We start from the raw sequence: 21,012 nt of genomic DNA on the forward strand, positions 1-21,012 counted from the left end.
CCCTATAGCGACCACTCCGCCTCCAGCGCACCGGGCGCCGGAGGCGGACTGCTGTGTACGGGCCCGGTCGGGGCACCGGCGCGAACCATTAGTGTGGGGCCCCGTCCGAGATGCGCCGCCGCCCACCGGGGCGCGCGCGTCGCCTCGTAGTCCGTCGCAGTGTCTTCCGGGGGCGGGGCCTGAAAGCGACTTCGCCGCGGGCCTTCGAACTCCCGGGTCCGGAGGGCCCGTACCTCGATGTCCGTGCACAGCCAGTCGGCGGCGCAGGCCGCCTCATATGCAGCCGCCACGCCAGAGTTCCCGCGGCACGTCGTCACCGCCGTGATCGTCTCCCACGACGGCGCCCGCTGGCTGCCCGACGCGCTCACCGGCCTGCTCGGCCAGGAACGCCCGGTGCAGAACGCCATCGGCGCCGACACCGGCAGCGCGGACCACTCCGCCCAGCTGCTCACCGAATCCCTCGGCGACGAACGCGTCCTGCACCTCGCCCGCCGCTCCGGATTCGGCACCGCCGTCGACGAGGCGGTCCGCACCGCCCCCCTGCTCGGCCCGGACGACCTGCCGTACCTGCGCCGCCCCAGCGGCTGGGACCCGGTCAGCCGCACCTGGCGCGACGAGGCCTACGACATGCCGGAACTGCCGCACGGCGAACCGGTCCAGTGGCTGTGGCTGCTGCACGACGACTGCGCCCCCGAGCCCGACGCCCTCGCCGAACTGCTGCGGGTCGCCGACGCCAGCCCCTCGGCCGTCATCGTCGGCCCCAAGCTGCGCAGCTGGTACGACCGCCGCCAGCTCCTCGAAACCGGTGTCAGCATCGCCCGCAGCGGCCGCCGTTGGACCGGCCTGGACCGCCGCGAACAGGACCAGGGCCAGCACGACCAGGTCCGCCCGGTGCTGTCGGTCTCCACCGCCGGCATGCTCATCCGCCGCGACGTCTACGAGGAGTTGGGCGGCTTCGACCGCCGGCTGCCCCTGATGCGCGACGACGTCGACCTGTGCTGGCGCGCCCAGGCCGCCGGCCACCAGGTCCTCGTCGCCCCGGACGCCGTTCTCCGGCACGCCGAGGCCGCCGCCCGCGAACGCCGCCCCATCGACTGCGTCGGCCGCAGCGTGGCCAACCCGCACCGCGTCGACAAGGCCGGCGCCGTCTACACCCTGCTCACCAACACCCGCGGCCGGATCCTGCCGTACGTCCTGCTGCGGCTGCTGCTCGGCACCCTCCTGCGGGTCCTCGCCTACCTCGTCGGCAAGGTCCCCGGCCAGGCCATCGACGAACTCGCCGGCCTCTTCGGCACCCTGCTGCGGCCCGGCAAGATCCTCGCCGCCCGCAAACGCAGAGGCCGCCCCGCGGTGGACCCGAGCGAGCTGCGGCCGCTCTTCCCGCCGCCCGGCGCGACCGTCCGGGCCACCGTCGAGCAGATCGCCGGCAACCTCGCCGGCCGGGCCGCCCCCGACGTGGCCTCGGCCGGCCGGCACGGCGCCGTCGAATCCGGACCCGGCGGCGACGACGCCGACTTCCTGGAGATCGAGCAGTTCGCCCGGCTCAAGCGGATCGCCCGCAAACCGGCCCCGGTGCTCTTCCTCGTCCTGCTGGTCGTCTCCCTGGTCGCCTGTCGCGGGCTGCTCGGCTCCGGTGCCCTCACCGGCGGCGCACTGCTGCCCGCCCCCGGCAGCGTCTTTGACCTCTGGTCGGCCTACCTCGACAGCTGGCACGCGGTCGGCACCGGCGACAGCGCCGCCGCACCGCCCTATCTGGCCGTCGTCGCCCTGGTCTCCAGCGTCTTCCTCGGCTCCACCGGCTTCACGCTGACCCTGCTGCTGGTCTGCTCCGTCCCGCTGGCCGGCCTCACCGCCTACTTCGCCTCCCGCCCGCTGGTCACCTCCCGGCTGCTGCGGGCCTGGGGCAGCATCGCCTACGCCTTCCTGCCCGCCGCGGCCGGCGCACTGGCCGGCGGCCGGCTGGGCACCGCCGTCCTCGCGATCCTGCTGCCCCTCATGGCGCGCGCCGCGATCGCCGCGAGCGGCCTCCGGCTCCCCGCCGGCACCCGCCCCAGCTGGCGCGCCACCTGGGCGTACGCCCTGCTGATCACCTTCACCACGGCCTTCACCCCGGTGGTCTGGCCGATGGCCGTCCTGCTCGGCATCGGACTGCTGGTGCTGCGGCTTGTCGATGGCAGCCGCGACCAGATCGTCGGCTACGGGCTGCGGTTCCTGGCCGTGGTCCTCGCCCCGCTCGTCGTGCTCGCCCCCTGGTCGCTGTCCCTGCTGACCCACCCGTCCCGCTTCTTCCAGGAGGCCGGCCTCGCCTACGGCACCGGCTCCGCCTCCGTCCTCGACCTCATCGGCCTCAGCCCCGGCGGCCCCAAGGCCACCGGCGGACTGCTGCTCCTCGGCATCGTCCTCGCCGCACTCGCCGCGACCCTGCGCGACGCCCGCCAGCTCGCCATCCGCACCGCCTGGGCCGTCGCCCTCACCGGCCTGCTCTTCGCCGCGCTCGGCAACGGCTCCGGCTGGACCGGCCCCGCCGTCCTCGTCTACGGCCTGGCCCTGCTCTGCGCCGCCGCCCTCGGCGCCGAGGGCATCCGCACCCGCATGGCCAGCCTCGGCTTCGGCTGGAAGCAACCGGTCGCCGTGCTGATCGCGCTGGCGTCCGTGCTCGCCCCGCTCTACGCCGCGGTCAGCTGGATGATCACCGGCGCGGCCGGCCCGCTGGAACGGCGCGGCCCCGAACAGGTCCCGGCGTTCGTCGCCGAGGAGTCCGGCAGCGCCGACCAGCCCCGCACCCTCGTCCTCGACGGCACCCCCGGCCACGTCTCCTACACCCTCGTCCGCGGCTCCGGCGCCCGCCTCGGCGACGCCGACCTGGCCGCCGAGGCCGGTGAGGACAAGCGCTTCGGCAGCATCGTCGCCAACCTCGTCGCCGGCTCCGGCGCCGACCAGACCAACCAGCTCGGCGGCTACGCGGTCCGCTACGTCCTGGTCAGGAACGGCGCCCCGCGCGAGATGGGCCGCGTCCTGGACGCCACCCCGGGCCTGACCCGCCTCAGCCAGGAGGACGGCAGCGCCCTGTGGCGCGTCGACCGCCGGGTCTCCCGGGTCTCGATCGTCCCGCCCCAGGCCCAGGACGGCACCACCGCCGGCGAGGCCGCCGCGCCCACGGCCGTGGCCGCCGGACCCGTCGAGGCGCACACCAAGCTGCCCGCCGGGCCCGCCGGCCGGGTGCTGCGCCTCGCCGACGCCGCCGACGAGGGCTGGCAGGCCACCCTCGACGGCACCCCGCTCAAGCCCGTCACCGTCGACGGCTGGGCCCAGGGCTTCACCCTGCCCTCCAACGGCGGCCGGCTCGACCTCACCCACGAGAACCCGCTCGGCCACACCCTGTGGCTGTGGGCCCAGGGCCTGCTCGCCGTCGTCCTGGTCGTCCTCGCCCTGCCCGGCCGCCGCCGCGAGATCGACGACGACCTGCCCGAGGACGACGTCGCCGCACAGGCCGCCGCGGCCACCGGCGACGGCCGCCGGGCCCGCCGGCTGCGCGCCCAGGCCGAGGCCGCCGGCACCTCCGAAGCGGCCGACGCCGGCATCCCGGCCGCCCGCACCGGCGAGGAGCCGCCCGCCCCGCCCGCCGACCCGGCGGCCCCCCAGGAACCCGCCGCGGCCGGCGACCCGTACGCCGCCGTACCGCAGCAGCCCTCCTACGAGGACTGGCCGGCCGCCCCCGGCCAGCACGTCGCCGAGCAGCAGCCCTACGACCCGTACCAGGGCACGCAGTACGGCGGCCAGTACCCGCAGGCGGACCCCTACCAGCCGACCGGCACCTACACCGGCGACCCCTACCAGGCCGGCGCCTACGACCCGTACGGCTACGCCCAGCAGCCGTACCCGGACGGCACGCCGCAGCCCCAGCAACAGCCCTACGACGACGGCACCGCGTACCCGGGGTACTCCGGGCCCCCCGGCTCCTATCCCGAGCCGCGCCGTGACGGGAGCGACCAGCAGTGAAGCGCACCATGACGTCCCTGATCGGCGCGGTCGCCGCGCTGGCCGCCGTCACCGGCATCGCCGCCGTCGCGGCCCCCGGCGGCACCCCGAAAACCCCCGGCGGCGCCGCCCGGCTGCCCGTCCAGCGCTCCGCGCTGCTCTGCCCCCCGCCCACCTCCTCCGACGTCGGCGAGACCACCTACACCGCCTTCGTCCCCCAGGGCGCCGCAGCCGGCGCCGACACCAAGAAGGGCACCGCGAAGCTGCTGCCCGCCGGGACCGTCAAGGACGCCGGCGCCGGCAACGGCAAGAAGAAGGGCGGCAGGTCCACGTCCGCGGACACCGGCCGCACCACCGTCCCGCCCGCCGACACCACGCCCGTCGTCCCCCTCCGGCAGGCCGGCAAGCCGGTCACCACCACCACCGACCGGGCCGACGCCCCCGCCCTCGTGGGCGCGGCCGACGGCACCCTCGCGCCCGGCTGGACCGTCCAGCAGACCACCACCGTCGCGGCCGGCGCCGGCCGCGGCCTGCTCGGGCTGAGCTGCCCCACCCCCGACACCACGTTCTGGTTCCCCGGCGTCAGCACCGCCACCGAACGCCAGGACTACGTGCACCTCACCAACCCCGACACCACCCCCGCCGTCGTCGACCTCGAACTGCACGGCAAGGACGGCTCGTTGGGCGGCTCGGCCGGCGAGGACATCACCGTCCCCCCGCACACCACCGTCCCCGTCCTGCTCTCCACCCTCACCACCCGCCCCGCCACCAACGCCACCCTGCACGTCCTCGCCCGCGAGGGCCGGGTCGGCGCCGCCGTCCAGGCCACCGACAGCAAGCTGGGCAGCGACTGGCTGCCGGCCGCCGCCGACCCCGCCCCGAGCGTGGTCCTCCCCGGCATCCCCAAGGACGCCATCTCCGTCCGGCTGGTCGCCCTCGCCCCCGGCGACACCGACGCCGACCTGAAGGTGCAACTCGCCACCCCCACCGGCCTGATCACCCCGGCCGGCCTGGAGACGCTGCACCTCAAGAGCGGCATGACCACCGCGGTGGACCTCAAGGACGTCACCAAGGGCGAGGCCGGCTCCCTGGTGCTCACCCCCACCGACCCCGGCGCCAAGGCCCCCGTCTCGGCGGCACTGCGGGTCACCCGGGGCAAGGGCGGCAACCAGGAGATGGCCTTCATCCCCGCCACCCGCCCGGTGGAGAAGCGCGCCACCGCCGCCGACAACGGCGCCAAGGGCAGCACCCTGTCCCTGGCCGCCCCCGAGAAGGGCAAGGACGCCAAGGTGAAGGTCACCGCCTCCGCGGGCAGCGGCGGCGGCACCCCGGTCACCAAGACGTACACGGTCAAGGGCGGCACCACCCTCGACATCGACCCGCCCCGCCCGCAGGGCCTCAAGGGCGGCTACGCCCTCACCGTGGAGCCCGAGCCGGGCAGCGGCCCCGTCTACGCGGCCCGGACACTCGCCCGCCCCCAGGGCGGCGTCCCCGCCTTCACCGTCCAGCCGCTGCCCGACGACCGCGGCTCGGTCGTCGTCCCCACCGCCGGCCAGGACCTGTCCCTGCTCACCGACTGAGGACACCGGACCCGCGCTACGGGCCTACTCCTGCCCGTAGCGCGGGTCCACCGACTCCGGGGCCAGCCCCAGCAGATCGGCGACCTGCTCGACGACCACCTCGTGCACCAGCAGCGCCCGCTCGTCCCGGCTCTTCGTACGGATCTCCACCGGCCGCCGGTAGATCACGATCCGGTCGCGATGTCCGCCCGCCGCCGGCAGTACCCGCCCCAGCGGCACGCTCTCCTCGTCGACCGGCCCCTCCGCGCCGTCCGGTCCGAACCCGGGCACCTCGACCACCAGGAAGTCGACCTGGGCCAGCTGCGGCCAGCGCCGCTCCAGCCGGTCCCGCGAGTCGTAGACGAGATCCACGAAGGCGTCCGCGCGGGTCACCGACAGCGGCACCTGGGGCGGCGCGATCGGACCGCGCATGCCGCGGCCGTGACGGTCGCGGCGGCGGAGCCGCGGCTCCGCCGGTCGGGGAGGTACGGGCCTGTCCATCAGCATCGAGCGTAGCCGTCACGGACCGCCGGAAACCGCAGACCGCCACAAGATGCGGCATGTCGCAGGCTGACCGGACCGGTCCGGATCGGTTTCGTTTCCCTCCCCACATCAGATCGCGGAACTCCCGCCGAATGGCCGGAAATGCACTAACTCATGAGGGTATTCCCTCCCGCACACCGACCGTCCCGCCCCGCCCGCCCCAGGACGGGCCGAGCGGGTGCAGGTCAGACGCATCGGACGAAGCGGGACGACACGGTTGGGTGAGCCGGGGGAGAGTCGTCGCGGCCCGCTCAAGAGTGCGGTACCGTCCAACGTCGTGAGCCCTGTACGTCGCTGTTCGCGCACTGCGTGCGGCCGCCCCGCCGTCGCAACGCTGACGTACGTCTATGCGGACTCGACCGCCGTGCTCGGACCGCTCGCCACCTACGCCGAACCGCACTGCTACGACCTGTGCGCCGAGCACTCCGAGCGCCTGACCGCCCCCCGCGGCTGGGAGGTCGTCCGCCTCGCCATCGACTCCGGCCCGGCCCGCCCCAGCGGCGACGACCTCGAAGCCCTGGCGAACGCGGTCCGCGAGGCCGCCCGCCCCCAGGAACGCGAACGCGCCGCGGGCGCGGACGCTCCTGCGGGCAACCGCGCCCCCATGGAAGTGGCCCGCCGCGGCCACCTCCGCGTGCTCCGGTCCCCGGACTCCTGAATTCCGCTGCGCTTGGCTTTCCTCCCACGTACCCGTCTGTCCCGCCGCGGTTGTTGCTCGCCGTAGCGCCTGGCGGCGGGCGTGGTGTTTTCGGGTGCGGTGCCGGCCCTCCAGACTTCGTCCTCCGGTCCAGCCCCTCCCGTGAGTGGGGGAGTTGGCTGGTTGGGGGCGCGCCTGATCCGTTGTCTGCACGCGCGTAGGCATCACCTGCATCCCCACCGGCCTCAACTTCCTCCCCAACGGGAGGGGACGGGCCGGAGGGGCCGGTTGTGTGGACGTAAAGCGTCAGCAGTCCACACAACCGGCCCCGGAGGCCCGTCACCGCACCCGACAACAACCCCGCCCGCCGCAGGCGCAACGGCGAGACGACCCGCGGCGCCGCAGACAGCCACGTACGGGGCGCCGCAAAGCGCAACGGCGAGAAACCCCGACGGCGGGAGAGACGGGTACGTGCGGAGGCGCCGCACAGCGGCCCCCGGTAGGTTGGGGTGCCCCGAACACCCCAGGAGGACCACTCGTGACCGACCTGTCGCACATCGTCAAGGCATACGACGTACGCGGTGTCGTTCCCACCCAGTGGGACGAACCGCTCTCCGAGCTGTTCGGCGCGGCCTTCGTCGAGGTCACCGGCGCGGACGCGATCGTGATCGGACACGACATGCGGCCCTCCTCGCCGGGCCTGGCCGGGGCCTTCGCGCGCGGGGCCGCGGCCCGCGGCGCGGACGTCACCCTGATCGGCCTGTGCTCCACCGACGAGCTGTACTTCGCCAGCGGCTCCCTCGGCCTGCCCGGCGCCATGTTCACCGCCTCGCACAACCCGGCCCAGTACAACGGCATCAAGATGTGCCGGGCCGGCGCCGCCCCCGTCGGCCAGGACACCGGCCTCGCCGACATCCGCGCCCTGGTCGAGCGCTGGTCCGACGAGGGCGCCCCCGAGCCGGCCGCCACCCCCGGCACCATCGGCGAACGCGACGTGCTCGCCGACTACGGAACCCACCTGCGCAGCCTGGTCGACCTCACCGCGATCCGCCCCCTGAAGGTCGTCGTGGACGCCGGCAACGGCATGGGCGGCCACACCGTCCCCACCGTCTTCGCCGGCCTGCCGCTCGAACTCGACGCCCTGTACTTCGAGTTGGACGGCTCCTTCCCCAACCACGAGGCCAACCCGCTCGACCCGAAGAACATCGTCGACCTCCAGGCCCGGGTCCGCGAGACCGGCGCCGACCTCGGCATCGCCTTCGACGGCGACGCCGACCGCTGCTTCGTCGTCGACGAGAACGGCGACCCGGTCTCCCCGTCCGCGATCACCGCCCTGGTCGCCGCCCGCGAGCTGGCCAAGCACCCCGGCTCCACCGTCATCCACAACTGCATCACCTCCTGGTCCGTCCCCGAGGTCGTCAGGGAGAACGGCGGCGCCCCGGTACGCACCCGCGTCGGGCACTCGTTCATCAAGGAGGAGATGGCCAAGACCGGCGCCGTCTTCGGCGGTGAGCACTCCGCGCACTACTACTTCCGCGACTTCTGGAACGCCGACACCGGCATGCTCGCCGCCCTGCACGTCCTCGCCGCCCTCGGCGGCCAGGACCGCCCGCTGTCGCAGCTGGTCGCCGAGTACGACCGCTACGCCGCCTCCGGCGAGATCAACAGCACCGTCGACGACCAGGCCGGCCGGCTCGCCGCGATCAAGGCCGCCTACGAGGGCCGCGAGGGCATCACCCTCGACGAACTGGACGGCCTGACCGTCACCGCCGACGACTGGTGGTTCAACGTCCGGCCCTCCAACACCGAGCCGCTGCTGCGCCTGAACGCCGAGGCCCGCGACGCCGACACCGTCGCCCGGGTCCGCGACGAGGCCCTGGCGATCATCCGCGGCTGACGCCCTCCCACGGGCGGGGCACCCACCCCGCCCGTGGCCGCCACACCCCGCCGAGCAGGCCGCCGCCGCCCCACCGGCGGTACGCTGGCCACGCCGCAACCACCCGAAGGAGCAGCGCCCATGCCGGTCGACGCCAGCTTGATCCAGATCCTCGCCTGCCCGGCGTGCCACGCCCCCCTGGAGGACCGCACGGCCACCGACCCGGCCGAGCTGATCTGCACCTCCGGCGACTGCGGCCTCGCGTACCCCGTCCGGGACGGCATCCCCGTACTCCTCGTCGACGAAGCACGCCGCCCCGCCTGACCCGGGCCCGCCGGGTCCGCGGGCCCGGCACCGCCCGGCACAACCCGCCCGCACCGGCGATCGGAGGCCGCGCCCACCATGCTCGACGAGTCCCTCCTCGACACCCCTGACGCGCTGGCCGGGGCCGACCGCTTCGGCCTGCTGCGCGGCGTCGCCGAAGCCGGCGCCCGGGCCCGCACCGCAGCCCGCAGCGCCGCCGAATCCGGCATCCCCGAACTGACCCCCGACGGCCGGCCGCGCGCCGTCCTCGTCGCCGGCCCCGGCCCCGCCGCGGCCGGCGTCGCCGACCTGCTGCGCGCCCTCAGCGGCGGCAGCTGCCCGGTCAGCCTCATCCAGCCCACCGGCGTCGCCCCGCTGCCCGGAGCGCTGCGCTGGACACTGCCCGGCTGGGCCAGCCCGCTCGACCTGCTGCTCCTCGCCGGCCCGGACGCCGCCGACCCCGGCCTCGCCGAACTCGTCGAACAGGCCTACCGCCGCGGCTGCGCCGTCGTCGCCGTCACCCCCGCCGGCGGCCCGCTCGCCGACGCCGTCATCCAGGCCCGCGGCCTCGCCGTACCGCTCGCCACCACCTCCTACGACGCCGAGTTCGACGTCGAGGGCGCCCCGCCGGCCGCCCCCGGCACCCTCTGGTCCGTCCTCATCCCGCTGCTCTCGCTCGCCGACCGGACCGGCCTGATCAGCGCCCCGCAGGACGCCCTCGGCAAACTCGCCGACCGCCTCGACCACCTCGCCGAACGCTGCGGCCCGGCCATCCCCACCTACTCCAACCCCGGCAAGGCCCTCGCCGCCCACCTCGCCGACGCGCTCCCGCTCATCTGGACCGAGGGCACCCTCGCGCACGCCGTCGGCCGGCACTTCGCCACCGAACTCGCCGGCCTCGCCGGCCGCCCCGCCCTCGCCGCCGAACTCCCCGAGGCGCTCACCACCCACCGCACCCTGCTCGCCGGCGCCCTCGCCCCCGGCACCGACCCGGACGACTTCTTCCGCGATCGCGTCGAACAGCCCACGGCGACCACCCTGCACGCCCGCGTCGTGCTGCTGCGGGACCAGGAACCCGGCACGCTGTCCGCCACCCGCGCCGCCCAGACCCTCGCCGAGGAACGCGACATCGCCCTCACCGAACTCCAGCCCGGGCCCGGCAGCGACCTGGAGGTGGCCGCGGAACTACTCGCCATCGCAGATTTCGGCGCCGTTTACCTGGCGCTCGCCGGCACCGAGTGATCATTGACGGCCGGTCCGCCCACACGGACCGGCTGGCCCGCACCCGCGGGCCCGCGCGCCGCACCCCGCGAGCCCGCCCGCCGCCCCGGACGACCTCAGGAAGCACCCCATGGACCGCCTCGCCAATACCGTGCGCCCCTACGCCTGGGGCTCCACCACCGCCATCCCGGAGCTCCTCGGCACCGCACCCACCGGCGAACCCCAGGCCGAGATGTGGATGGGCGCCCACCCCGGCGCCCCCTCCCGCCTCGACCGCGGCACCGGCCCCCGCTCCCTCGCCGAGATCATCGAGGCCGACCCCGAGGCCGAACTCGGCCCCGCCGCCGTCCGCGCCTTCGGCCCCCGGCTGCCCTTCCTGCTCAAGCTGCTCGCCGCCGGCTCACCGCTCTCCCTCCAGGTCCACCCCGACCTGACCCAGGCCCGCGAGGGCTTCGCCGAAGAGGAACGGCGCGGCGTACCGATCGACGCCCCCCACCGCAACTACAAGGACGCCAACCACAAGCCCGAGCTGATCTGCGCCCTCACCCCCTTCGAGGGCCTGTGCGGCTTCCGGCACCCCGCACAGACCGCCGACCTCCTCGAAGACCTCGGCGTCGACGACCTCACGCCGTACGTCGACATCCTCCGCGCGAGCCCCGAGGCGGACGCGCTGCGCGAGGTCCTCACCGCCGTCCTGAGCGCCGAACACCACGCCATCGCCGGCACCGTCGAACGCACCGCCGTCGCCGCCGGCCAACTCGCCGCCAAGGGCGGACCACACGCCGACGCCTACGCCGCCTACGCCGGCCTCGCCCACCACTACCCCGGCGATCCCGGCGTGCTCGCCGCCATGCTCCTCAACCACGTCCGGCTCCAGCCCGGCGAGGCCCTCCTCCTCGGCGCCGGCATCCCGCACGCCTACATCAGCGGCCTCGGCGTCGAGCTGATGGCCAACTCCGACAACGTGCTGCGCTGCGGGCTGACCCCCAAGCACGTCGACGTCCCCGAACTCCTGCGGGTGGTCCGCTTCGAAGCCGGTGACGCCGGCGTCCTCCGCCCCGAGGACATCGGCGGCGAAGAGGTCTACGACACCCCCGTCGACGAGTTCCGGCTCTCCCGCTTCGTCCTCGCCCCCGGCGCCGCCCCGCACCCGCTCGCCTCCGCCACCCCGCAGATCCTGCTGTGCACCGCGGGCACCGTCCACCTCCGCACCGACCCGACCGGACAACCGGCCGACGGACCGGCCGACGCACCGGCCGAACTGACCCTGGCCCCCGGCCAATCCGCCTTCGTACCGGCCGCCGAGCCCCTCACCCTCACCGGCGAGGGCACGCTCTTCCGGGCGACGGTGGTGGCATAGGGCGGGCGGGGCCGATCGCGCGCCCGTAGGGGGTGCGGGATTGGTGGACCCGGGACCCCGTGGTGGCACAGCGCGACGGGGGCCGTACGGTGAGTTCGCCCGGGGGTCGCACGGACTACCTCCCGGAACCACATGGGAGTCCGTCCGGAACCGCACGCGGAGTCCGTCCGCCAGGTGGCCTCCTCGCGTCCGCCGGACGCCGGGCTGCAACAATGACCGCCGCACAGCATTAAAGGGGCGGTAAAGCGGCGAGCCCCGTCGACGGAAGGGACATGCGGCACTTATGAGCGCATCAGGCGGGACAAAGGCGATCGTTGCGGCGCTGGGCGCCAACCTGGCGATCGCCGCAGCGAAGTTCGTGGCCTTCGCCTTCAGCGGCTCGTCCTCGATGCTGGCCGAAGGCGTGCACTCCATCGCGGACTCCGGCAACCAGGGCCTGCTGCTGCTCGGCGGCAAGAAGGCGAAGCGCGCGGCCACCGAGGAACACCCCTTCGGCTACGGCCGGGAGCGCTACATCTACGGCTTCCTGGTCTCCATCGTCCTGTTCACCATCGGCGGCGTCTTCGCCCTCTACGAGGGCTACGAGAAGATCCACGACCCGCACCCGCTGGAGGCCTGGTACTGGCCGATCGGCGTCCTGGTCTTCGCCGTGGTCGCCGAGGGCTTCTCCTTCCGCACGGCCATAAAGGAGTCCAACGAGCTGCGCGGCAAGCAGACCTGGCCCCAGTTCGTACGTCGCGCCAAGGCCCCCGAGCTGCCCGTCGTGCTGCTGGAGGACTTCGGCGCCCTGGTCGGCCTGGTCCTCGCCCTGGGCGGCGTCGGCCTCACCCTCCTCACCGGCAACGGCATCTGGGACGGCATCGGCACCATGTGCATCGGCACGCTGCTGGTGCTGATCGCGCTCGTCCTGGCCGCCGAGACCAAGTCGCTGCTGCTCGGCGAGGCGGCCGGTCCCGAGCAGGTCGCCGCGATCCGCGCCGCGGTGGTCGACGGTGACGTCGTCACCCGCGTGATCCACATGCGCACGCTCCACCTCGGCCCGGAGGAACTGCTGGTCGCCGCCAAGATCGCGGTCCAGCACGACGACACCGCCGTCCAGATCGCCGACGCCATCAACGCCGCCGAGGCCCGCATCCGCGAGGCCGTCCCGATCGCCCGCGTCATCTACCTCGAACCGGACATCTACCACGAGGCCACCGCCGCCAAGGGCCCCGACCCGACGAAGACCCCGGGCGGCCACTGACCCCCAGGCGCTGCCTGCAACGTGACAACGAACGGGCCCCCACACTCCACTCGCCCGGAGCGCGGGGGCCCACCCATGGGAATACTGCCCCGCCCCCACTGCGTTGACGGCCCCGAGGGGGCCCACGCACCCCTTACGGGTTCTGTTCGACCCCGCCCTACGGGATCTGTTCGCCCACGTCCTGCTGGGTCCCCGACGGCGGCTTACTCCAGGGAACGAGACCCGCATACCGGGGTCCCGACGCCGGCTTGCCCTCGAGACCCCGACGCCGGCTTACTCGGAGACCGGGAGCAGCTCCGTGGCGGGTGGAACAGCTCCCCGGCGGGGAGGGGAACAGCTCCCCGGCGGGGGCGGGAACAACTGCCCAGCGGAGACCAGGAATGACCTCCCGGCAGAGACGGGGGTAACTCCCCAGCGGACACCGGGAATACCGCCCCGTCGCCGCCGCGTTGGCGGCCCCGAGGGGGCCCGCGCACCCCTTACGGGATCTGTTCGACCCCGCCCTACGGGACCTCCCCGACCTCCGCCCTCAAATCCCCTACTGGATCTCCCCGAGAACGCCCAGCAGCGCCTCCGTGTCCGCCGCCTCCTGCAGCCGCGTCCGGAAGTCCGCGTCCATCAACTTCCGCGCCAGCAGCGCCAGGATCCGCAGGTGCTCGTCCCCGGCCGCCGCCTCCGGTACCGCGATCAGGAAAACCAGCCGGGCCGGCGTGCCGTCCAGCGAACCCCAGTCGATCCCCTCCGCGGAGCGCGCGAATCCGACGACCGGCGCACTCACCGCGTCCGTCTTGGCGTGCGGAATGGCGATCTCCTCACCGAGCCCGGTGGTGCCCTGCGCCTCCCGGGCCAGCGCCACCCGCACCAGCTCGGCCACGTCCGTCACTCGGCCGGTGCCCGCCACCAGTTCCGCCATCTCGCGGATCGCCGCTTCCTTGCTGTCGGCGGCGAGCTCCGTCTTGACGGTCTCTTCGGTGAGATACCCCGAAAGCACCTCCGGACCCGCTGGACCCTCCGGACCCGCAGCCTCCGACGACCCTGCAACGGCACCCGCAACAGCAGCTCCAGCAGACGCGCCACCGGTCCCGCCAGCCACCCCAGCCACCCCAGTCACTCCGGCCCCGCCGGTCGCGACCAGCTCGCCCACCACAGCCACCTCATCCACCACACCCGACTCGTCCACTCCGGCCGACCCGTCCCCAGCCGCTGAAGCGGGGCTCGCCGCGACGGCCTCCCCGCCCTTCCGCCGTTCCGAAAGATCGACCAGCGTCACCGTCGTCAGAGCCGTGACCACCGCCCCGATCACCACGGCGAGGAAGAACGCCGGCACCCCGCCGACCGCCCCCAGCACCGCCACGATCGGCCCACCGTGCGGCACCGCGTCCGTCACCCCGGTCATCCCCGCGACCGCACCGGCCACCGCGCCACCGAGCATGTTCGCCGGAATGACCTGGGCGGGCCGGGCCGCGGCGAACGGAATCGCACCCTCCGAGATCCCGAAGAGCCCCATGAACAGCGCCGCCATGCCGGTCTCACGCTCCTGCTCGGAGTACAGCCGACGGCGGACCAGCGTGGCCAGCCCCTGCCCCAACGGCATGACCGGAATCGCCGCGGCACACATGCCCATCACCGTCTGGTTGCCGGACGCGATCAGTCCCGCGCCGAACAGGAACGCGGTCTTGTTGACCGGACCGCCCATGTCGAACGCGATCATCAGCCCGAGGATCGCGCCGAGCAGGATCGCGCTCGACCCGGTCATCCCGCCGAGCCACCCCGTGAGGTGCGTGAACACCCAGGCGACCGGCTTGCCGATCACGTAGATGAAGAACAGCCCGAGCGCCGTGGTTGCCACGATCGGGATCACGATGATCGGCATGATCGGCTGGACGAACCTCGGGACCCTGACCTTTTTGATCCACTGCACCAGATAGCCGGCCAGGAAACCGGTGACGATCGCGCCGATGAAACCCGCGCCCGCCTTGGAGTCGTACAGCGCGCCCGTATTGGCGATCCAGCCGCCGATCATGCCCGGCACCAGCGCCGGCCGGTCGCCGATCGCGTAGGCGATGTAGCCGGACAGGATCGGCACCATCAGCGTGAAGCCGATGACTCCGACGTCATTGACGTGCTTCCAGAACGAGCCGTCCGGAATCACCAGACCGCCGTCCGCCTGCGGATGCCCGCCCAGCGCCAGCGATATCGCGATCAGCAACCCGCCGACCACCACGAACGGGATCATGTAGCTGACCCCGTTCATCAGCGCCTTGTACGCGACGCTGCGCTCCTTGCCGCCGCTCCCGGACGCCGTCGCCGAACCGGCCGCCGCACGGTCACCGGCACCGGCGGCATCGCCGTCCCCGCCCCCGTACACCGGCGCGCTCCGCACCCGCTCGATCAGCCGCTCGGGGTGATGGATCCCCTCGGCGACCCCGACCGCCAGCACCCTCTTGCCGGCGAACCGGCTGCGGTCGACGTCCTTGTCCGCCGCGATGATGATCCCGTCCGCATCTCTGACATCGTTGTCAGACAGTACGTTCTCAGCCCCGATGGAACCTTGGGTCTCCACCTTGATCTGATGGCCGAGCGACCGGGCCGCCTGGGTCAGTTTCTCGGCGGCCATATACGTGTGGGCGATCCCGGTCGGGCAGGCCGTCACTGCGAGCAGCTTCAGCCCCTGCCCGTCCGTCCCCGCACCCTTGGGGGGATCAGCTGGACTCGTGGTCACGTGGTTCTCCTCACGAACATGCGCGGTCGTGCAGACGTTCTGGTTCCCGCGCTCCAGGCATCCTGCATGACGACCCCGCCGCCGCAAACCCCTCCGGCCCCACCTTCCGTCCCCCCTCACGCCCCCTCCCGCAGCCCGTTCCACACCCCGTTCCACACCCCTACGAGCCTTGCTGCACCCGACCCTGCCCCGCCAAACCGCCACCGGCCCACCCCGCACGGCCCCGCCACCATGCGTCCCCCGCTACCGCCCCCGCCGCCCACCCGCACCACGCGCACCACCCCCCAGTCACCCACCCCCGTCCTGGCCGGGACCGCACGGAACCAGCCCTCCCGGCTCCCTCCGGGCTGGGGTTCACTGGGCCGATCGGTGTAGATTCGTGACCAGTGCCAGACGTCGCTGCTGATGGCGGTCGGTCGGCCCGCCCCGCGGACCGGCCGAGGGAGAGAGGGCCTCCGACGGACTGCGCTGCGGCCAGGGGACAGGTGTGTCCGGAGAGGCGACTCGACCTCTGCGTACGCTCCTTCTGTCAGCTACCGCCTGTCAGCTACGGCTGACGAACCCCAGCCCGCGCCGCAGACTGCCCAGCCCGAAACCACGCGACGCTTCTAGGAGCAGCCCGCATGACGACAGCAGCCACCGGCCAGGACTTCAAGGTCGCCGACCTGTCCCTCGCCGCCTTCGGCCGTAAGGAAATCACCCTCGCCGAGCACGAGATGCCCGGTCTGATGGCGATCCGCAAGGAGTACGCCGCCGCGCAGCCGCTGGCCGGCGCCCGTGTCACCGGCTCGCTGCACATGACCGTGCAGACCGCCGTCCTGATCGAGACCCTGGTCGCCCTCGGCGCCGAGGTCCGCTGGGCGTCCTGCAACATCTTCTCCACCCAGGACCACGCCGCGGCCGCCATCGCGGTCGGCCCGGACGGCACCCCGGACAACCCCCAGGGCGTCCCGGTCTTCGCCTGGAAGGGCGAGACCCTCGAGGAGTACTGGTGGTGCACGGAGCAGGCGCTGACCTGGCCGAACTCGCCCACCGGCGGTCCGAACATGATCCTGGACGACGGCGGCGACGCCACCCTCCTCGTCCACAAGGGCGTCGAGTACGAGAAGGCCGGGAAGGTCCCCGCGGTCGAGACCGCCGAGAGCGACGAGCACCGCGCCATCCTGGAGCTGCTCACCCGCACCCTCGCCGAGAACCCGCAGAAGTGGACCAAGCTGGCCTCGGAGATCCGCGGTGTCACCGAGGAGACCACCACCGGCGTGCACCGTCTCTACGAGATGCAGCGCGACGGCGAGCTCCTCTTCCCCGCGATCAACGTGAACGACGCCGTCACCAAGTCGAAGTTCGACAACAAGTACGGCTGCCGGCACTCCCTCATCGACGGCATCAACCGCGCCACCGACGTCCTGATCGGCGGCAAGACCGCCGTCGTCTGCGGCTACGGCGACGTCGGCAAGGGCTGCGCCGAGTCCCTGCGCGGCCAGGGCGCCCGCGTCATCATCACCGAGATCGACCCGATCTGCGCCCTGCAGGCCGCCATGGACGGCTACCAGGTCACCACCCTCGACGAGGTCGTCGAGACCGCCGACATCTTCATCACCACGACCGGCAACAAGGACATCATCCTGGCGTCCGACATGGCGCGGATGAAGCACCAGGCGATCGTCGGCAACATCGGCCACTTCGACAACGAGATCGACATGGCCGGCCTGGCGGAGCTCCCCGGCATCGTCAAGGACGAGGTCAAGCCGCAGGTCCACACCTGGACCCACCCCGACGGCAAGGTCCTGATCGTGCTGTCCGAGGGCCGCCTGCTGAACCTGGGCAACGCCACCGGTCACCCGTCCTTCGTGATGTCCAACTCCTTCGCGGACCAGACGCTGGCCCAGATCGAGCTGTTCACCAAGCCGGAGCAGTACCCGACCGACGTCTACGTCCTCCCCAAGCACCTGGACGAGAAGGTCGCCCGTCTCCACCTCGACGCGCTGGGCGTCAAGCTCACCGAGCTCCGTCCGGAGCAGGCCGCCTACATCGGCGTCCCCGTCGAGGGCCCGTACAAGTCCGACCACTACCGCTACTGATACCGAGCACCACGCTCCAGCAGCCGGTTGATCCAGGCCCTCGCCACTCACGGCGGGGGCCTGGCCCGTACCGGCCCCCTACCGCACCGCCCCCGACGCACCCAACCGTCGCCGCTCGAAGGACTGCACCCCTCATGCCCCGCGGCCACTACTCGCTCCACGACCCGCACGATCACACCCCCCTCGGCGAAGAACACTTCCACTGCGCCACCGGCCCCTCCGGCTGGCGCTACGTCTCCCAGATCACCAACCCCTCCGGCGACCACATCGGCTCCGTCGACCTCACCCTCGACGACCTCGGCCGCCCCATCCGACTCGAACTCCACGCCTCCGCCTGGCAGGTCCGCGGCGCCGCCCTGGACGGCGTCACCTGGGTACGCACCGACCCGACCGGCACCCACGCCACCGAAGGCAACGTCCGCGCCCACGCCTTCACCGGCGCGTCCCCCGCCTTCCTCGTCGCGACCGCCCGGCTGCTGCGCCCGGCCCTCGGCGCCGGCGCCGTCCGCGCCCGCCTCGTCGCCTTCACACCCCCCGTCCTCGCCCCCCGCACCCTCGATCAGTCCTGGGCCCTGCTCAACAGCACACCACACGCCACTGACAACGCCCCCCTCATCGCGGACGAGTACCAGGTCAACGACCTGGAGACCGGCGAACAGCACTCCGTCCATCTCACCGGCGACGTGGTCCTCTCCGCCCCCGGCATCGAACTCGAATCCCTCGACTCCCCGCCGTCCACCTTCGCCTGAGCGGGCCGCCGCCCCCGCCCCTCACATCGGCGGCGCGAAGCCCCTACGCGGCGGCCGTGACTCCGCCGAGGAAGCCGGCCCCGCAGCCGCCGAAGGAGCCGACCCGGAAGGCGCCGGCGAAGAAGGAGCGGAAGAAGGGGAGGAAGGAGGGGACGAGGGAGCCGAAGGGGGAACGGGAGACGAGGGCGAGGACGGCGACGACCAAGAAGCCCCCGGCGAAGCCCCAGCCGGAGCCCCCGACGGCGCATACGGCGAGGCGTACGACGGCCCCTGGGCCGAGGCATACGGCGAGGCATACGACACCGAGGCCCCCGGCCCGGCCCCGTAAGCCGCCGCGCCCTCACCGGCCGTACCGACCGGCCCATGACTCGCTGCCGCCGTTCCGAACGCCCGCCGCGACTCCCGCCCCTGCCGCTCCCCGACCACCGCCGCCAGGTACGCCGCCGGATGCGCCCCGTCCGGCACCGGTACCCCGGTGAACCCTCGGAGATCCTCCGCCAGCCGCCCCGCCATCGCCGCCCCGACCTGCGCGTCCAGCTGCCCCATCCGCGCCAGGTACTGCCGGACGGTCAGCCACCACGCGTTCGGCACCCGCGACAGATCCAGGGCCCCGAGCTCCGCCACCAGCCACGCAGGAGGCGGTAGCAGCGCCGTCCCCACCTCGGCCGCCGGCATCCGCTCCCGTATGACCAGCGTCCCGGCGAACACGTCCCCCACCCGGCGCCCCCGCGCGGACACCAGGGAGGCGATCGCCGCCACCACCCCCATGGTCAGCACGATCTCGATGGCCCCCATGGCACCCCGCACCAGCGCATGCCGGAACCGGATCGGCCCGCCGTCCTCCCGTACGACCCGCAGCCCGCAGATCACCTTGCCCAGCGACCGCCCGTGGCTCAGCGTCTCGATCACGATCGGAATCCCGACCTGCACCAACAGGAACGTCGCCACCGACACGGCAGCCACCGCCGCACTGTCCATCGACGACGTCGCGCTGACCAGCAGCATCGTCACCGCGATGTAGACACTCCAGGCGACGGCCACATCGACCGCGATCGCCAGCCCCCGGGTCGGCAACCTTGCCGGCCGCAGCCCCAGCACCACCGCTTCACCCGTGACGAGTTCACTCACGCCGCGCCCACTCCCTCTCGCTCCCCGAAACCCCGCCCGCACCGCGCCGGGCCCGGCCAGTCTGCCAAGCTGACTCCGCACTCACCCACCACGGCGCTACGAGGAGCGACCCCGTATGGACCTCGATGTCTTCGTCGCGGCACACCGCGCCGAATGGGACCGCCTCGACGCACTCCTGCACCGCAAGCGCCGCCTCACCGGTGCCGAGGCCGACGAACTGGTCGCCCTCTACCAGCGCACCACCACCCACCTCTCCCTCCTCCTCTCCAGCGCCCCCGATCCCGCGCTGACCACCCGCCTGACCTCCTTGGTGGCCCGCGCCCGCAGTACGGTCACCGGCGCCCGCAAAGCCTCCTGGCGGGACACCGCGCGCTTCTTCACCACCGCCTTTCCGGCCGCGGTCTACCGCCTGCGCCACTGGTGGATCCCCACCGCGGTCCTCTCCACCGTGGTGGCCGCCCTCCTGGGCTGGTGGATAGCCGCCCATCCCGAGGTCCAGGCGGCCATCGGCGCCCCCGACGACCTCCGCGCCATGACCCGCCCCGGTGGTGAGTACGAGACCTACTACTCCAGCCACCCCGCAGCCTCCTTCGCCGCACAGGTATGGACGAACAACGCCCAGGCCGTCGCCATGTGCCTGGTACTCGGTGCCTTTCTAGGCCTCCCGGTCCTCTGGATCCTCTTCCAGAACATGCTCAACCTCGGTGTCGGCATCGGCCTGATGTCCTCGGCGGGCCGCCTCGACACCTTCCTGGGCCTGATCCTTCCGCACGGCCTCCTGGAGCTGACCGCCGTCTTCATCGCCGCCGGCATCGGCCTCCGCCTCGGCTGGACCCTTATCGACCCGGGCCCCCGCACCCGCCGCACGGCGCTCGCCGAGGAAGGCCGCTCGGCCCTCGGCGTGGCCATAGGACTCGCCGCTGTTCTCTTCGTCTCCGGCGCACTCGAAGCCTTCGTCACTCCCTCCGGCCTGCCCACTTGGGCACGCATCGGCATCGGTACCGCCACGGAGCTGGCGTTCCTGCTCTACGTGCAGGTGCTGGGCGGCCGCGCGGTACGCGCCGGCGCCACCGGGGACATCGACCCCGCCGACCGCGACGCCACGCTCCCCACCGCCGCCTGATGTGCGCGCAGCCCCGCTGACCTGCTAATCTCCTCTTCGCCCCGGCGACCGTTGACACGAGCAGTCGGGGGAGGTAGATTCGAACGGTTGCAACGAACTGGACAAGTTCATCAGCGACGGTTAGTCTCTTCTCCGCTTCGCCCAGAATCCTGAATTCGACGAAGCGCAACCGACCACTTACCGGAAGCCCCGGCCGATTCATTTCGCCCGAAACGCTTCTGATAAAGTCGGAAAAGCCAAAAGGCGCCCCCTCCGACGGGGAATCGGAAACGAATTCGGACCGGTAAACGGAACGAACAAGATCTGATAGAGTCGGAAAGGCCGAAAAGCGAAAGCCGAACGGCCGAGCCCGCTCCAACAGGGCGCCGGAGACGGAAACGGATCTGGTAAGGTTGGAACCGCGAAGAAGCCGAAAGGCCGAAACGCACCGGCGAAAATCGGAGCCGCAAGGATCTGATAGAGTCGGAAACGCAAGACCGAAGGGAAGCG

The 21,012-nt window shown here is 73.0% G+C and carries 14 protein-coding genes; 11 read left to right on the top strand and 3 right to left on the bottom strand.

Annotation, left to right across the window (positions count from 1 at the left end; translation table 11 throughout):
• Window positions 1-237: 237 nt before the first annotated feature.
• Together ACZ7MX_RS38245 and ACZ7MX_RS38250 are read left to right on the top strand one after the other, a co-directional pair.
• Window positions 238-3,999, top strand: coding sequence for a glycosyltransferase (locus tag ACZ7MX_RS38245; RefSeq protein WP_472139122.1), 3,762 nt, complete (start codon window positions 238-240; stop codon window positions 3,997-3,999).
• Window positions 3,996-5,558 (top strand): DUF5719 family protein, encoded by a 1,563-nt coding sequence (locus tag ACZ7MX_RS38250; protein ID WP_472139124.1) that lies wholly within the window; start codon window positions 3,996-3,998, stop codon window positions 5,556-5,558. Before ACZ7MX_RS38245 ends, ACZ7MX_RS38250 begins: the two co-directional genes overlap by 4 nt.
• A 24-nt stretch (window positions 5,559-5,582) precedes the next feature.
• Here the strand turns inward: ACZ7MX_RS38250 and ACZ7MX_RS38255 are convergent, their stop codons facing one another.
• Window positions 5,583-5,969 carry a metallopeptidase family protein gene (locus ACZ7MX_RS38255; RefSeq protein ID WP_472139126.1) on the bottom strand — a complete coding sequence of 129 codons (387 nt, stop codon included), beginning with the start codon at window positions 5,967-5,969 and terminating at the stop codon, window positions 5,583-5,585.
• Between the two features lie 328 nt (window positions 5,970-6,297).
• Between ACZ7MX_RS38255 and ACZ7MX_RS38260 the strand changes: the two genes are divergently transcribed.
• From ACZ7MX_RS38260 to ACZ7MX_RS38285, 6 genes are all read left to right on the top strand, one after another.
• Entirely contained in the window at window positions 6,298-6,738 is a 441-nt protein-coding gene (locus ACZ7MX_RS38260; RefSeq protein ID WP_472139128.1) for a DUF3499 domain-containing protein, read from the top strand.
• A 517-nt stretch (window positions 6,739-7,255) separates the two neighbouring features.
• A complete protein-coding gene (locus ACZ7MX_RS38265) occupies window positions 7,256-8,614 on the top strand; it encodes a phosphomannomutase/phosphoglucomutase (protein WP_472139130.1) in 1,359 nt (452 codons plus the stop codon).
• Window positions 8,615-8,734: 120 nt separating this feature from the next.
• A complete protein-coding gene (locus ACZ7MX_RS38270) occupies window positions 8,735-8,917 on the top strand; it encodes a Trm112 family protein (RefSeq protein WP_472139132.1) in 183 nt (60 codons plus the stop codon).
• A 78-nt stretch (window positions 8,918-8,995) separates the two neighbouring features.
• A complete protein-coding gene (locus ACZ7MX_RS38275) occupies window positions 8,996-10,138 on the top strand; it encodes an SIS domain-containing protein (protein ID WP_472139134.1) in 1,143 nt (380 codons plus the stop codon).
• 109 nt (window positions 10,139-10,247) lie between these two features.
• The gene (manA, locus tag ACZ7MX_RS38280) at window positions 10,248-11,477 is read left to right on the top strand and encodes a mannose-6-phosphate isomerase, class I (protein ID WP_472139135.1); all 1,230 of its coding nucleotides are present in this window, start codon (window positions 10,248-10,250) and stop codon (window positions 11,475-11,477) included.
• 283 nt (window positions 11,478-11,760) lie between these two features.
• Window positions 11,761-12,720, top strand: coding sequence for a cation diffusion facilitator family transporter (locus ACZ7MX_RS38285; RefSeq protein WP_472139136.1), 960 nt, complete (start codon window positions 11,761-11,763; stop codon window positions 12,718-12,720).
• 538 nt (window positions 12,721-13,258) lie between these two features.
• Here the strand turns inward: ACZ7MX_RS38285 and ACZ7MX_RS38290 are convergent.
• Window positions 13,259-15,373 (bottom strand): fructose-specific PTS transporter subunit EIIC, encoded by a 2,115-nt coding sequence (locus ACZ7MX_RS38290; RefSeq protein WP_472139152.1) that lies wholly within the window; start codon window positions 15,371-15,373, stop codon window positions 13,259-13,261.
• A gap of 692 nt (window positions 15,374-16,065) precedes the next feature.
• Between ACZ7MX_RS38290 and ahcY the strand changes: the two genes are divergently transcribed.
• Both ahcY and ACZ7MX_RS38300 read left to right on the top strand, forming a co-directional pair.
• Window positions 16,066-17,523 (top strand): adenosylhomocysteinase, encoded by a 1,458-nt coding sequence (gene ahcY / locus ACZ7MX_RS38295; protein WP_030816232.1) that lies wholly within the window; start codon window positions 16,066-16,068, stop codon window positions 17,521-17,523.
• A 134-nt stretch (window positions 17,524-17,657) separates the two neighbouring features.
• The gene (locus tag ACZ7MX_RS38300) at window positions 17,658-18,272 is read left to right on the top strand and encodes a hypothetical protein (protein WP_472139138.1); all 615 of its coding nucleotides are present in this window, start codon (window positions 17,658-17,660) and stop codon (window positions 18,270-18,272) included.
• 21 nt (window positions 18,273-18,293) lie between these two features.
• Here ACZ7MX_RS38300 and ACZ7MX_RS38305 read toward each other — a convergent pair whose 3' ends face one another.
• Complete coding sequence (locus ACZ7MX_RS38305) at window positions 18,294-19,400, bottom strand: RDD family protein (RefSeq protein WP_472139140.1); 1,107 nt, start codon at window positions 19,398-19,400, stop codon at window positions 18,294-18,296.
• 115 nt (window positions 19,401-19,515) lie between these two features.
• Between ACZ7MX_RS38305 and ACZ7MX_RS38310 the strand changes: the two genes are divergently transcribed.
• Window positions 19,516-20,523, top strand: coding sequence for a stage II sporulation protein M (locus ACZ7MX_RS38310; protein ID WP_472139142.1), 1,008 nt, complete (start codon window positions 19,516-19,518; stop codon window positions 20,521-20,523).
• Window positions 20,524-21,012: the final 489 nt, after the last annotated feature.

It is taken from the genome of Streptomyces sp. NPDC107765, assembly GCF_055657085.1.

Excerpts from the sequence above, each read along its gene's own strand:
- ACZ7MX_RS38245 (WP_472139122.1), top strand. The coding sequence starts at position 238 with ATGTCCGTGCACAGCCAGTCGGCGGCGCAGGCCGCCTCATATGCAGCC.
- ACZ7MX_RS38310 (WP_472139142.1), top strand. The coding sequence starts at position 19,516 with ATGGACCTCGATGTCTTCGTCGCGGCACACCGCGCCGAATGGGACCGC.
- ACZ7MX_RS38270 (WP_472139132.1), top strand. The coding sequence starts at position 8,735 with ATGCCGGTCGACGCCAGCTTGATCCAGATCCTCGCCTGCCCGGCGTGC.
- ACZ7MX_RS38255 (WP_472139126.1), bottom strand. The coding sequence starts at position 5,969 with ATGCGCGGTCCGATCGCGCCGCCCCAGGTGCCGCTGTCGGTGACCCGC.
- ACZ7MX_RS38285 (WP_472139136.1), top strand. The coding sequence starts at position 11,761 with ATGAGCGCATCAGGCGGGACAAAGGCGATCGTTGCGGCGCTGGGCGCC.
- manA (WP_472139135.1), top strand. The coding sequence starts at position 10,248 with ATGGACCGCCTCGCCAATACCGTGCGCCCCTACGCCTGGGGCTCCACC.
- ahcY (WP_030816232.1), top strand. The coding sequence starts at position 16,066 with ATGACGACAGCAGCCACCGGCCAGGACTTCAAGGTCGCCGACCTGTCC.
- ACZ7MX_RS38300 (WP_472139138.1), top strand. The coding sequence starts at position 17,658 with ATGCCCCGCGGCCACTACTCGCTCCACGACCCGCACGATCACACCCCC.
- ACZ7MX_RS38275 (WP_472139134.1), top strand. The coding sequence starts at position 8,996 with ATGCTCGACGAGTCCCTCCTCGACACCCCTGACGCGCTGGCCGGGGCC.